Annotated in this window: 12 protein-coding genes; 10 read left to right on the forward strand and 2 right to left on the reverse strand. The window is 45.5% G+C overall.

From position 1 onward, the window contains the following. The first annotated feature begins 248 nt into the window (after positions 1-248). The 6 genes from MLD56_RS03800 (at position 249) to MLD56_RS03825 (ending at position 7808) form a co-directional block, all read left to right on the forward strand. Positions 249-1220, forward strand: coding sequence for an SIS domain-containing protein (locus MLD56_RS03800; protein WP_230585010.1), 972 nt, complete (start codon positions 249-251; stop codon positions 1218-1220). A 28-nt stretch (positions 1221-1248) separates the two neighbouring features. Then, entirely contained in the window at positions 1249-2061 is an 813-nt protein-coding gene (locus tag MLD56_RS03805; RefSeq protein WP_029515808.1) for a PfkB family carbohydrate kinase, read from the forward strand. 95 nt (positions 2062-2156) lie between these two features. Then, positions 2157-2870: a GntR family transcriptional regulator gene (locus MLD56_RS03810; protein ID WP_029515807.1), complete on the forward strand. Its 714-nt coding sequence runs from the start codon at positions 2157-2159 to the stop codon at positions 2868-2870. A 135-nt stretch (positions 2871-3005) separates the two neighbouring features. After that, complete coding sequence (locus MLD56_RS03815; protein ID WP_039270615.1) at positions 3006-4592, forward strand: amidohydrolase; 1587 nt, start codon at positions 3006-3008, stop codon at positions 4590-4592. 2 nt (positions 4593-4594) lie between these two features. Then, a complete protein-coding gene (locus MLD56_RS03820) occupies positions 4595-6025 on the forward strand; it encodes a YfcC family protein (RefSeq protein WP_029515805.1) in 1431 nt (476 codons plus the stop codon). 112 nt (positions 6026-6137) lie between these two features. Further along, positions 6138-7808, forward strand: a complete 1671-nt coding sequence (locus MLD56_RS03825; RefSeq protein WP_029515804.1) for a ribonuclease J — start codon at positions 6138-6140, stop codon at positions 7806-7808. A gap of 285 nt (positions 7809-8093) precedes the next feature. On the opposite strand, the gene MLD56_RS03830 is transcribed toward MLD56_RS03825, so the two are convergent. Next, positions 8094-9353, reverse strand: coding sequence for a BaiN/RdsA family NAD(P)/FAD-dependent oxidoreductase (locus tag MLD56_RS03830; protein WP_029515803.1), 1260 nt, complete (start codon positions 9351-9353; stop codon positions 8094-8096). Positions 9354-9644: 291 nt separating this feature from the next. Here MLD56_RS03830 and MLD56_RS03835 point away from each other — a divergent pair, with 291 nt between their 5' ends. The 3 genes from MLD56_RS03835 (at position 9645) to nadE (ending at position 12871) form a co-directional block, all read left to right on the forward strand. Next, positions 9645-11384 (forward strand): two-component system sensor histidine kinase NtrB, encoded by a 1740-nt coding sequence (locus MLD56_RS03835; RefSeq protein WP_241113471.1) that lies wholly within the window; start codon positions 9645-9647, stop codon positions 11382-11384. Positions 11385-11525: 141 nt separating this feature from the next. Then, the gene (locus MLD56_RS03840; protein ID WP_029515801.1) at positions 11526-11960 is read left to right on the forward strand and encodes a BrxA/BrxB family bacilliredoxin; all 435 of its coding nucleotides are present in this window, start codon (positions 11526-11528) and stop codon (positions 11958-11960) included. Positions 11961-12061: 101 nt separating this feature from the next. Then, positions 12062-12871 (forward strand): NAD(+) synthase, encoded by an 810-nt coding sequence (nadE, locus tag MLD56_RS03845; protein WP_025722646.1) that lies wholly within the window; start codon positions 12062-12064, stop codon positions 12869-12871. Positions 12872-12985: 114 nt separating this feature from the next. Here the strand turns inward: nadE and MLD56_RS03850 are convergent, their stop codons facing one another. Next, the gene (locus MLD56_RS03850; protein WP_029515800.1) at positions 12986-13813 is read right to left on the reverse strand and encodes an alpha/beta hydrolase family protein; all 828 of its coding nucleotides are present in this window, start codon (positions 13811-13813) and stop codon (positions 12986-12988) included. Positions 13814-13996: 183 nt separating this feature from the next. Between MLD56_RS03850 and acpS the strand changes: the two genes are divergently transcribed. After that, positions 13997-14401 (forward strand): holo-ACP synthase, encoded by a 405-nt coding sequence (gene acpS, locus MLD56_RS03855; RefSeq protein WP_029515799.1) that lies wholly within the window; start codon positions 13997-13999, stop codon positions 14399-14401. Positions 14402-14405: the final 4 nt, after the last annotated feature.

A 14405-nucleotide genomic window follows, 5' to 3' on the forward strand; every position in this document is an offset into this window, starting at 1 on the left:
ATTCGGACAAACCCATGGGTAAGACCAATTTTTTGCGTATTTTGTAGGTGTAATCTCGTTATGACCAAACACTCAATAAATCAAATCCCAATAGGAGCTCTAATTCTTCGACAAAAGGATTAGAGCTTTTTGAATGCAGAGTATTAAAAGTTCATTGAATAAATGGGCTTGACACTTTTGGTGAAAGCGCTTATATTTATCCCATAAACAATACGTTATATAACGTTATATAAAAAGGAGAGGTAAAAATGATGAATGTACAACAGACGGTTCAGACGATTTATGAACAATCAAGTGGAGAGATTTCTGAGGTTTATTTAGTAGCTTGCGGGGGCTCATTAGTCGATATGTATCCCTCAAAATATTTCTTGGATAGTGAAGCGAAGAAGCTGGTAGCAGGCATGTATACAGCAAATGAGTTTGTGCACGCGCTGCCAAGACGATTAGGTAAAAACTCAGTTGTCATCGTGTGTTCCCATGGAGGAAACACGCCGGAATCGGTTGCGGCTGCTAAATCAGCCAAAGAGAAAGGCGCTTACACCATCGGCTTAACCCACAATAGTGAAGCGGCACTGCTCAATTACTCTGATTATTCATTCCTCTACGAGTGGGGAGATGAGAGCGATGTCAAAAATAACCCGATGGCTATTATTTTGGAGCTTACTGTTGAGCTGCTTCAAGTCGCTGATGGCTATATGCATTATCAAGCTTTCCAGAACGGCTTGGGAGCAATCAATGGAATTATTAACAGGGCCAAAATACAAGTCGAACCGCGTGCCACTGTATTCGCTGACAAATACCGCAATGAAGATCTCTTCTATATCCTGACCAGCGGAGCTTCTTATGGACATGCCTACGGATTTGCTATCTGTTCTCTAATGGAAATGCAATGGCTTCATGCGGCTTCAATCCATTCCGGTGAATTTTTCCACGGTCCGTTTGAAGTAACGGATAAAGAAACTCCATTTATTCTGATGATCAACGAAGGACGCACACGGGCATTGGATGAGCGGGCACAGACTTTCCTGAATCAATATGCCGAGAAAGTAGAAGTAATCGATGCGAAGGAGCTTGGAATCGGAACCATTGCTGACGAGGTTGTCGAGTTCTTTAACCCGGTTTTATTTTATAGCATTGTATGTGTTTATCGTGAAGCACTCGCAAATGTACGCAATCACCCACTGGAAACTCGCCGTTATATGGGCAAAGTAGCTTACTAAGCGCACTTACCAACAGGAGGAAACCATCATGAAAGTTCTAGGCATTGGCGATAATGTGGTAGATAAATATGTTCATCTGCGCATGATGTATCCTGGCGGCAATGCGCTTAATTTCAGTGTGTTTGCCAAAAAAGCGGGAGTAGATGCAGCCTTTATTGGAGTATTCGGGGATGATAACGAAGCACAGCATGTAGAACACATTCTCCGTGAGCTGGAAATCGACATTTCACGGTGCAGATATCACAGCGGTGAGAACGGCTGCGCACGTGTAACCCTGGAAGACGGGGACAGAGTATTTCTGGGCAGCAATGAGGGAGGAGTTACACGTCTCCACCCGCTGAAGCTGAGTGAAGATGACAAGGCCTATGTTGGCGGGTTCGACCTTATTCACACGGGCTTGTACAGTCATACAGGGCACTTGCTGCCTGAATTGGAGACGTTGGGAATCCCTCTTTCTTTTGACTTTTCAGATGATTTCGTAGATGAACAGGTCGAGAGATATATTGCGTACGCCGATTTTGCATTCTTCTCTTGCAGCCATATGACGGATGAAGAGACACAGAACTATATCCGCTCCAATCGAAAAAAAGAGGGGCAAATTCTGGTAGCCACACGCGGCGGAGATAGATCTATTGCCTATGATGGTACCAAGTTCTATTTTCAAACGCCTGATTCCGTGGACGCTGTGGATACGATGGGGGCAGGAGACTCCTATATCACCGCCTTTTTACTGAGTTTTTTGAAAAAGGGTAATATTCAGGACGCTATGGCAGAAGGATCGAGGGTTGCCGCCCAGAGCTGTCTGGTAGAAGGTTCATTCGGATACGGCGTCCGTTACTAATTATTTTTTTCAAATATCTTCACTTGTAAGAATATGTAACATTTGATACTCTAAGTGGGAGTAATATAACGTTATATGACAAGTGAGGGTACATTATGTTGAATTCAGATCAAGCAGAGCCATTATATATTCAATTACAAAAAGCGGTCAAAACTGCTATTCATAATGGAACATATACGCAGGGAAGTCGTATACCGACTGAAACTGAGCTAAGCGAGACCTACAATGTAAGTCGAATTACCGTAAGAAAAGCGATTGCCGAATTGGTTCATGAAGGTTATCTGACCAAACGTCAAGGAAAAGGGACCTTTGTCAATGTACCCAAAATTGGGCGGAAGATTGAACATGTGATCAGCTTTACGGCTGCCTGCAAATCCAACGGCCTCTCTTCACACAGTGTGGTCACAGAACGTGAAATCATAGAAGCAGATGAGGAAATTGCACATCAGTTGCAGCTGCCACAAGGAGAAAAAGTGTTATATATTCAGCGCCAAAGATACGCCGGTGATCGACCGCTCATGCTGGAGAATAATTTTTACCCTTATGACCGATTTTCTTTTCTAATGGAAGAGCAGTTAGAGGGCTCTGTATATGAGCTATTGCGTCATAAATACAGCATCGATCCTAACCAACCGGGAGAAACGATATTACAAATCGCCTTGGCGGATGAATACCAGGCAAAGCTGCTAGAGACAGCCATCGGACAGGCGTTGTTCTACATGCATACGATTATTTATGATCAGCATGGAAGCCCCGTTCATGTAGGTAAGCAGTACATCATTGGGGACCGTTATCAATTCTCAATATAAATCCGTTGCCTGTTACGTAATGTTATTCAGGTACGGCGCAGCTTCTGCTTCCACTCTATGAGAGAAGCAGAAGCAATATTATAACGTTATATTACGTTATGTTATGAAGCGGATAAATAATGAGGAGGTGAAACTGTGCAAGGGAAGAAGGACACATTAGCGGACAAGGTTCTACTGTCAAATGCTATTTTTAATGGCTTAGAAAATGAAGCTTCGCCTGGGTTTATTGCACTGCGGGGAGAATGTATTGCAGCAGTGGGTCGTCCCGAGGAAGCACAAGCTTGGATAGGAACTGAAACGGTTGTCTGTGATTTGGGTGATGCTTTTATCATGCCAGGAGTTCATGACAATCATGTATTTTTTACCGGATATATGTCGATGCATCGGGGCGTGGATTTGACTCATGCAGCCTCGATTGGAGAAGCAGTGGAATCCATGCTGCAAGCGGCAAACAATCTCCCGCCAGGGAAAGATGTAACCGCTTACGGTTGGAGCGAGGAAAGATGGGGCAAGCTGCCGGAACAAAGGTTGTTGGACGAGATGTTCCCTGATCGGGCGGTAATTGCCATTAACCTAAATAAAAGCTACTGCTGGATGAACCGACTGGCTCAGGAGAAATATCAATTTTTGCCGGATCAATGCAGTGCTGAGGCACGTGCTTTGCTACTCCAAGCCATGATGCAGGATCGCAGCCTTGTCAAACAAGAGTTTGTAGAGTTTTGCCGCCTGCTGGCTGCACGAGGAGTTACTTCCATAAAGGATATTGGCTTTGACCGGCATAGCGAGCTACTGCCGATTCTAGAAGAATTGAAAGAAGCAGGAGAACTGTCACTCCGATTTCATTTTTCGCTTGAACCCGTTGTTGTTGAACCGTTGGATATTGGCACCGGTATCAAGTATAAAGCACTTTATAATGGGGACCTTATTCGTTTTCAAGGATACAAGCTGATGCTTGACGGCGTTGTAGCCGATCATACAGGGGATATGTTGGAGCCTTACGCAGATATGCCTGAAGTCACGAATTTAAGAACGGTTGATTATGAAAAAATTGAAGCCTCAGTTCTGGAAGCAGACAGCCAAGGTATCAAATGCTGCCTAACTGCAGAAGGGGATGCTGCAATTCGCCAGGCAGTATCGATGATTGAAAAATGCCGCGAACAACAAGGTAATCACCTTATCAGGCATTCGATCAGTGATCTAGAGTATCCTCATCCAGATGATCTGATTAGAATGGGCGAGAACGAAATTTTTGCCGAAGTCTACGCCCAAATCCTGCTACTGAATCCTTCTTACGAGGATGCTTATATGTCTGCTGTGGTAGGTAAAGACAATGAAAACCGCTTTTATAATTATAAATCCATGCTGGAGGCTAACGTGCCAATAACCATTGGGACTGATCTGCCTTTATTTATCACTAGTGTCCCTGATTCGCTGTATGCAGCCTCTCACCGATTATTCCCGGATGGCTCGCCTGCAGGAGGCTGGTATCCTGACCAAGGGATGCCGCCATCCGAAGTTTTAAAGGCATGGACCATTAATGGAGCCAAACATTGTTATATGGAAGAGGTTACAGGTACGCTGGAGGCTGGAAAATATGCTGACATCGCCGTTTTTGATCGCGACCTCCTTAACGCATCCGCTGGGGACATCAGGGATGCCCAAGTGATATTGACCATTATGGGAGGGAAGGTTACGTATAACCATTCTTGGAATGAGGGATAAACATGAACATCAAGAATAAGAAATGGAAATTATCCTTGCCCCATAGTTATACTTTAATATTTTTGATTATTATTACGGTCGCTACGTTGACATGGATTGTACCCAGCGGACAGTTTGAGCGTCATGAAGTGACAGTGAACGGTGTGATCAAAACGGCAATCGTTTCGGGAACCTATCACACTGTACCCAAAACGGGTGAGAATGGTGATTTAAGACAGGGAATCCCCCAAATCCTTAGCGCCCCGATTGAAGGGATTATCAATGCTGCCGATGTGGTCTCTTTTGTCCTTATTGTAGGCGGCTCCTTCGGGATTATTCTGCAGACGGGAGCCATCGATCGTGCTCTGACGGCTCTTGCCAGGCGACTGAAGAATAAGGGGATTTTGCTTATTCCAATTGCCATGGTTATATTCAGTCTCGGAGGCTCTACCTTTGGGATGAGCGAAGAAATTATTCCGCTTTATGCAATTTTTATTCCGTTAATGTTTGCCCTAGGCTTCGATTCTATGACTGCTATTCTCATTCTATTTCTGGGAACGCAAATTGGCTATGTTGGTTCGACTGTGAATCCATTTTCAGTATTGATTGCCCAGGGAATCGCAGGAGTGGAGGGGAATCCTCAGCTCTGGCTGAGATTTATTGAATGGCTTGTATTTACTATGATTTCTATTGCCTTTACGATGTGGTATGCGCACCGGGTTAAGAGAAATCCGGAGAAATCCATTGTTTTTCAGAGTGATATTATAAATCGCGAGCAATTTATAAAAGAAAATACAGGTGAGGACGTCGTCTTCACGTTTCGGGACAAATTAATTATAGGTGGATTTATTGTAACGCTGGGAGCCATTGTCTGGGGAATTTTGGTCAAAGGCTGGTATATGACTGAAATCGGCGCCCTTTTCTTCGCACTCGGTCTTTTTGTCGGGGTAGTCACCAAAATGAGCCAGAAGGAGATAGCTGAGAATTTTGTAAAAGGGTGTGGAGAATTCATCTACGCTGCAGTGATTATAGGTCTCGCTCGCGGAATTCTGATCATCGCCGAGCAGGGTATGATCATTGATACCGTATTGAATGCACTCGCAGGCATCCTGGAAAGATTGCCAAATTACTTGTTCACAACCATTATGTTGGTTGCACATAATATTATTACTTTCCTGGTCCCATCTTCTTCGGGGGAAGCAGCACTAACTATGCCTGTACTTGCACCGCTCGGCGATCTTGTAGGCATCAATCGTGAAGCCGTAGTCACAGCGTACCAGTTTGGTAACGGGTTAACCAATCTCATTTCACCGACAGGTGGAGTTCTGCTGGCAGGATTGGCCATTGCCCGGATCAGCTTTGGACAGTGGCTGAAGGTAATCTTCAAGCTATTCCCCATCCTGTGGTTAGTTGCTGCTATTTTCGCTGCTATTTCGGCTGCGGTGGGTATCTAATAAATCAAGTGAGAACCCCTGTCTTTTAGAGACAAGGGTTTCTTTTTGTGTATAAGTTTACGTGGAAAATGAATAATATGGATAGCATTTTTCTAAGGAGGAAATAAACTTGATGCTTGGTGATAATAGATTACTCATTGCTGCTCTAGGCGGTGTGAATGAAATCGGGAAAAACATGTATTTCATCCAATACGATCAGGATATCGTCGTAATCGATTGTGGTTCGAAGTTTCCTGATGAGAACTTGCCTGGTATTGACCTTATTGTGCCCGATGTCACCTATCTGCTGGAAAATCAGGATAAAGTCAGAGCGCTCATTGTGACTCATGGGCATGAGGATCACATCGGAGGTATTCCCTATCTGCTCAAGCAGATTAACATGCCCGTTTATGGGACAAAGCTCACCATCGAATTAATTAAGATTAAGTTAAGGGAACATAACCTTTTGCGTGATGCCGAGCTTCATCTTATAGATGCGGATTCAACCGTTCAAGCGGGAACGATTCAGGCATCCTTTTTCACCACGGTTCACAGTATCCCGGATTGCCTGGGTGTCTTTTTTCAGACACCGGAAGGAAATGTGGTCCATACCGGCGATTTCAAATTCGATATGTCTCCCGTAAGCGGACCTTTTCCCGATCTTCATCGAATGGCTGAAATAGGAAAGAAGGGGGTGAAAGTGCTGCTCTCCGAAAGTACAAATGCGGAAAGGCCAGGATTTACCCCTTCAGAACGTTTGGTTGGCGGGCATATTCTAGATGCATTTGCCAGAGCCAAACAGCAGGTGTTTATCTCCACGTTCGCTTCTAATGTTAACCGTGTCCAGCAAGTCATTGACGCGGCTGTGGAAACAGGCAGGAAACTGGTTTTACTCGGACGAAGTATGATAAATGTGGTGTCAGTGGCCAAGGAGCTGGGCTTCTTGCATATGCCTGAGGATTTGCTGATTGAGGCGGGAGAAACAGAGCGGTTTCCCGCAGAAGAAATTGCAGTTTTATGTACCGGAAGCCAGGGAGAGCCGATGGCCGCATTGTCACGTTTAGCCAATTCCCTGCATCCCAAAATCGAAATTTTGCCTGGTGATACGGTCATCATTGCTGCGGGAGCCATACCGGGGAATGAGCGAAACCTTTCCCAGGTTATTGACAACCTGTATGTGCTGGGTGCCCAGGTTATTTATGGATCAGGTAGCTCTACAGGGATGCACGTATCCGGTCATGGTAGCCAGGAAGAATTGAAATTAATGATGACTTTGATGAAACCACAGTATTTGATTCCTATACATGGTGAATTCAGAATGCTGTATCAGCATCGGCAGTTAGCGGAGTCTGTGGGGATTCCGATGGAGAATGTATTTATCGTCCATAACGGTGACACGATTCAAATTGAAGAGGGAAGGGCATCCCTGGGCCCTAAAGTACCAGCTGGCAATAGTTTGGTAGACGGGTTGGTAACCGGTGACGTAGGTAATATTGTCCTGCGTGACCGTAAAAAACTTTCTTCAGACGGAATGCTGATTATTGTGATGACGTTGAGTAAAAATGAGAAGCAAATGCTCGCAGCGCCAGAGGTCATTTCAAGAGGCTTTGTATATGTTAAGGATTCCGAAGAGCTCATGAGTCAGATCCACGACACGATTATGTCCACAGTGAACGAGCTAACAGAAATCGAAATGAGTCAGTGGGGACTGATTAAGCAGATGTTAAAAGATGATGTTGGTCGGTTCATTTACAATCAGACGAAGAGAAGACCCATGATTTTACCTATCATTATTGAGGTTTAAGATAGCGGCAAATGTCAAAACAAGATAGAGCTTGTTCAATACACGATTACTCAAAAAAAGACTTAACTCAGCAATTCAACTGATTTAAGTCTTTTTCATTTCCTTTTCCTATCTCCCCCAAACAAATGAGGATGCAGTGGTGGTATGCAGCGCAGCGGAGGATTTGAATCTGAAGAAGCGACAGCGTTCGCCTTTGCCACGGAATTCTTACCCTTAAATGTTTTATATAATCAAGAGAATCCCGTGGCAACAGCGATCGTAAGATCAAGTCCTACGCGCAGCGTCTTAATCGCTTACGGCCGCTTGTGTCCCTGCTGTATGCCCTGTCGTAAACGCCGCTGTAATATTATAACCACCTGTGTAACCGTGAATATCGAGAATCTCACCGCAGAAGAACAATCCAGGCATCAGCTTGGACTCCATCGTTTTCGGATTAATTTCCTTCAAATTCACACCGCCCCCGGTAACAAATGCTTCCTTCAGAGAGAGCGTACCGTTCACACGGATTGGAAACGCCTTAATGCGATGAGCAAGTTCTTGCCATTGCTGCTTGGGAATATGATCATAGGTCAAGTCCTCACGCAGTTCGGCTTGCTGGAGCAACAATGGAATCAAGCGTTCCGGTAAATAAGGTTTAAGCACGTTTTTGATCGCTTTTTTAGCATCGACCGATGCCAACTCCAGCGTCTCACGGTAGACTTCATCGGCATGTTTATGAGGCTGCAAATCGAGAGTCAATAACACCGTGTTTACCTTATCTTTTTTCATTCCCTTGACGACAAATTGACTGCACCGCAAAGCAGTTGGGCCAGATAGACCGAAATGTGTAAAAATCATATCTCCTTCATGGACGACAACTTTCTTTTGCTTCGCATTCCATACGGTCAGACTGATGTCGCGTAAGGATAGTCCCTGAAGCTCTTTCGTCTGGATGAACGTTTCGCCTGAGGTCAATGGCACCTCTGTTGGATACAGCTCCGTAATGGTATGCCCCGCTTGTTCTGCCCATGCATAGCCGTCACCTTCCGAGCCGGTATGCGGGACGGACTTGCCACCGACGGCTACAATGACATTACGGCTATGTAGGATTTCACCGGAACGCAGCCGTACCCCAGCTGTATGACCTTCTTTGTAAATAACCTCTTGAACAGGACGACTTGTCCGAATTTCGACTCCTTGAGAGCGTACCTTGTTAATCAAAGCATCGACTACTGTTTTGGCTTTGTCCGTCACTGGAAACATACGCCCATTGTCTTCTTCCTTTAAGGCTATACCCAGCTGTTCAAAAAAGGCGATGATATCCCGATTGCCAAAATCCGCCAGTGCACTGTGCAGAAAACGGCCATTGCCGGGGATGTGCCGAATGAGTTCGTCCAGCTCTTTGGCATTCGTGACATTGCAACGGCCTCCACCAGAGATCCCCAGCTTTCGCCCGAGTTTATTTCCTTTTTCAAGTAAAAGCACCTTGGCGCCCTCACTGCTGGCAGCGGCAGCAGCCATTAATCCGGCTGAGCCGCCTCCGATCACAATAACGTCGTAAGTCATAAACCTCTTCCTTTTCGTCGACAAATTTTCAAAAAATTCAGAACGGCGTAACCAATTTTTCATCATATCGCAATACCGTCATTTTAGATAACCTAAGGGCACGGTAAACGTGTATATTTTTCAATTTACAGGATTTTAAAACGCGTAAAAACGATCTTCTTATATACATCTGGTATTTAGCAGATTTTGTCGTTCTATACCGGAATTTTAACACATATATTGTAATATATTGTAGCCTGTGCTTTAATTCAACTAACGGCGTCAAGGAAAGATGATGAGGGGGAGAAGTCCTTGTTAATTGCGTTGAAGGAAAGTGTGCTCCAAGTTCTCCTTGCCGTTATATCGGCGGGTTTTTTCTCTATATTAACGGATTATGGGGATAAGAAAAAGGTTTGGGGCGGCAATCTGCTTCCTGGACCCACTCAAGGAATACTGTATTTGTGTTGCTTACCAGCCATATTGCTATGTACACTCTTTCAATATCAGTCTCCGTATGGTCTACCTTCTAATCTCGGTATTATTCCCCTTGCTGTTGGCATCATGTACGGTAGACGTCGCACTGCCTTTGTGCTCGCTGCTTCCGCACTGATGGGTGTCCTGATTATAGCCCAGTCGACAGAAATGTCCCCAATGTATGTGGGCACTGGTTTTATCCTTTTTCCTTTTATGCTCCTGCATGTCAAGTTTTTTCAAAGAGGAACATTGCTGGACAAAAAGCTCCTGATCTCTGCATATGTTGTGGCTGATATGCTGTTTAAGGCGATATTTCCGCTACTGTGGGGCAAACAGGATGTTTCTGTATACATTCCTGACTTACTTACAACGTTTTGGAATATGGGTGCAGGGGTGCTGGCAAGTTTTACGGTCGTGAGTCTAATGCATAATGCCTTTGAGAAACTGACGCTTCGGCGTGATGTGACTGAGTTTACGAGCAAATACTTAATTGAAGTGGATAAGCTGCGTCAAGTTATGGATTTGATGCCGTTATCTCTTGTTACTCTGGACAGCGAAGAACGAGTTATACATATGAACAAAACGATGCTGGAACTCTATCGAAACTACGATCCCTACATTACACTGCCTGAGATAGTGGGTCGTCCATTGAGCACGTTATATGGTTTTGACACTTTACCTGTGGTTAACGAACGAGTTGCGAAAGCATTGGAAGGAGAGGCGGGTGCTGATTTTATAAATGTTACTCCCAAAGTATTCTTCTCCAGTTTCCTTCCTATTCGGGATAAACATGTAAACCAAACGACAGGCGTCATTATCGCCCTGCAAGATATTACAGAGCTTGAGACGCTGCGCAGTGAGCTGGGCAATTTCGAGAGGTTCAGCCTGGTTGGACAGATGGCAGCGGGCATTACTCATGAAATACGTAATCCGATGGCGGTTGTGCGTGGTTTTTTACAGCTTATGCGTGAGAAAAGCCCAGAATCCCTCAACCATTATTACCGCATTGTGATGGAGGAACTTGACCGGGCGAACGGGATTATTAACGATTTTCTTTCACTGGCCCAGAATCGAATTGTCGAGAAGGAGCAATGTCATCTGCATGATATTATTCGCGAACTGACGCCTTTATTGTGGGCAGATGCGAATCTGAGGGGGCAGACGATTGATCTAAAGCTGGAGGATCATGTGACGATGCTGCATTTGAACCCTAAGGAAATAAAGCAATTGCTGCTTAATTTATCGCGTAATGCGATGGAAGCCATGGGGGAAAAGGGAGTGCTGACCATTTCTACTCATGAGGAAGGGGATTTCGTGGAACTGGAAGTAAAGGATACAGGGCCTGGAATTTCGCAAAAACAGCTTGAAAAGCTGTTCCAACCTTTTTACACCACCAAAACGAAAGGTACAGGTCTGGGTCTGGCCTTATGTCAAAGTATAGTGGAGCGTCATCACGGTACGATTGCCGTAGATTCGGTGGAGGGAATGGGCACGCAGTTTAAAGTTCGATTGCGCAGAACCGTCCCGACTTACCGGGATCATTCTGAGCCTCCTGTCATGAGTCCGATACAGAAATAATCGTTCAAAAATATAGCCGGATTTTTGCAAATTACGTGAAAAAGATTGTATAATGAAATTTAGATGTCCATGCCTTTACTACGGCAAAGGATGAAATTAGAAACGTACTATACATGATTTTCGGAAAAGGAGTGAAAGAATATGTCTATGTCTTTCGATCAATATATGAGAGATTCAGTTCAGCCGATGCGCGATGAACTGACGAATCTTGGGATTCAGGAACTGCGTACCTCTGAAGATGTGGAGGCCAAGCTGCCTAATAGTAAAGGAACAGTGCTGGTGGTTGTGAACTCGGTATGTGGTTGTGCCGCAGGCCAATGCCGCCCGGGTGTGGGTGAAGCACTGAAGCATGATATTACGCCAGATCATCTGTATTCGGTTTTTGCCGGACAGGACAAGGAAGCAACGGCAAAGGCTCGCGAATTTTTCGCACCTTACCCACCGTCTTCCCCTTCTATCGCGCTGTTGAAAGACGGCGAGTTGGTTCACTTCATCGAGCGTCATCAGGTGGAGGATCGTTCGGCAGATCAGATTGCTGCTGATTTGACCAGTGCATTTGATCGTTTTTGCCGGTAAGACTGCTCAAGCTATGCCCCGCATTTTTCGCCTGCGAAACTTGCCGGGGCTTTTGCATGTTGGCTTGTGAAGGAAATTCCTAAAAAAGAGGTGCTTATCTGATGAGTTTGCAGGAACAGATTATTGCTGAATTGGGAGTACAGCCTACGATTAACGTAGAGGCAGAGGTCCGTAAGCGTGTGGATTTCCTCAAGTCGTATGTAACGAAAACGGGAAGCAAAGGGCTGTTGATCGCCATCAGTGGCGGGATTGACAGTGCCGTAGCAGCTGCTTTGTGCAAGCGCGCTACAGATGAATTGACGCAGGAACAAGGAGACGAATACAAAACGTTGGGTGTATTCCAGCCATACGGCCAACAGGAAGATATCGAGCATAGCTACGCGGTTGCCAAAGCGTTCGACCTGAAATATGCCGGGGAAACGAACATTAAGGAAGCCGTGGACAAGGTTGCCGTGGAAGTGGAGCATACGTTAAAGGATATTGGTCTTGAGCGTTCGATTACTCCGCAAGTGAGAGGGAATGTAAAGGCAAGAACACGGATGGTGGTTCAGTACGCACTTGCGAATGAGCTGAATTTGCTCGTCGTTGGCACAGATCACGCTTCCGAAGCCATCACAGGCTTTTATACCAAATGGGGCGATGGTGCGGTCGATATTACGCCACTTAGCACGCTGAACAAACGTCAGGTGCGCTTGCTCGCCAGCTATCTCGGAGTTCCGCAGGCCATTTTGGACAAAGCGCCTACAGCTGGATTGTGGGAAGGCCAGACGGATGAAAAAGAACTGGGGATCTCCTACGAAGCAAACAGTGACTATCTGGAAGGCAAGGAAATTGACCCGGCGGCACGCGAAAAGCTGGAAAGCTTCTTTACACGTACTGCGCATAAGCGGACAAGCATCCCGGGAGTCTAAGCATTAATCATTATGTAATTTTAAAATGCTCAAGCGAGGATTTTGCAAAATTCTGAAGTAAATAAATGCGGCGATCCGCCCGGCGGATCGCCGTTTGTATTGAAGGGGTAATAATTAATTGGCGATCCACTCAATGAAGCGGCGGGTTTCGGTAATCGCCTGATCCAGTGGAAGACTGCCTCCCTGGAATGGATGAACGGTATTAAAGGTATGATTGCCGCCTTGAATTTGTACCCATTCGATGTCGGGACGAACGGATGTGAGCAGGGCAGAGCCTTCTCGTAGACGTTTGGAATCTTCGGTTCCCTGGATCAGTACAGCTGGGAGCTGGCTGTTGGCAAGTCTGTCTACAATGGCAAAACGCTGGCGATTTTGTTCCAGGTCTTCCAGAATGATAGCATCCAGCGGGAGCTGTTGCCCGGTTCTGGCGTTCTCCACATAGCTGCGTCCCTTGGCGCGCATTTCTTCTTTTTGCGGTAAAGTAAACAGATCAAGATCTGTCACGCCATTCCATGAAATGACGCCAGCAATCTCGCCGGGATGATCTAGAGCATATACAAAGCAGCTTCCCGCGCCTCGGCTATGACCTAACAGAAACAACGGCAATTCTCTGAACTCATGACGGGCTCTCAGATTGGATAGCAATAGTTCCAAATCCTCTTGTTCGCGGCTATAGGTGTTGCGTGCGAACTTTTCCAGCTCGGTAAAATTCTCCAGATCCTCACCTATGCCATTATGTGAAAAGTTGAAGGTCACAACATGGTTATCCATACTCAATGCTTCTGCTATATAGGGGAACATGCCCCAATCCTTAAATCCTTTGTAGCCATGAGCGATGATGAGCAGGCTTTTGGCTGTATTTTTAGAGGGAAACCAGGAAGCCCGGATCACCGCATCTGTTCCTGCTTCGGTACCTGCTTCAACGATAATGGTTTCTGACATCCTATCCTTCCTTTCTACGGGAATTTTTTTAAATGGGCATATCAGCTGAATTTCTAACATTCACCTATAGCCTTTCTTATTTTAACATATTTTGGTGCTGTTTTTACGCCTTTGTGACTCGCCAGGGTGTAGACGCACTGTTACAATAGATCCAGTAAAGTATAAAGGACGGAGAATACCCAAATGATCTACGGAATTGGACATGATGTGCTGGAAATAAGCCGTATGGCTCATATTTTGGCAGGTAAATATGCAGATGCGTTTTTGAATCGAGTGCTGACCCCGGCAGAACGCGAGCTTGCTGTGGAACGCAAGGGTAGACTAACGGAGTTCGTAGCAGGGCGCTTTGCTGCCAAGGAAGCGATAACCAAAGCCTTCGGTTGCGGAATTGGGCAAATCATCGGGTTTGGCGATATGGATATTTTACCGGAACCTGGGGGGAAGCCAGTAGTTTATTTGTCTTCGTCCGCGTGGGATCGACTGAGATTGCCGAATACAGGTGACTCAAATTACAGCATTCACTTGAGTATTACACATCAGCCTAACATTGCCTCTGCTTTTGTGATTGTCGAATATAAGGAGACGTGATGTG

Source organism: Paenibacillus peoriae (assembly GCF_022531965.1).
In the GTDB taxonomy this organism is placed as follows: domain Bacteria; phylum Bacillota; class Bacilli; order Paenibacillales; family Paenibacillaceae; genus Paenibacillus; species Paenibacillus polymyxa_D.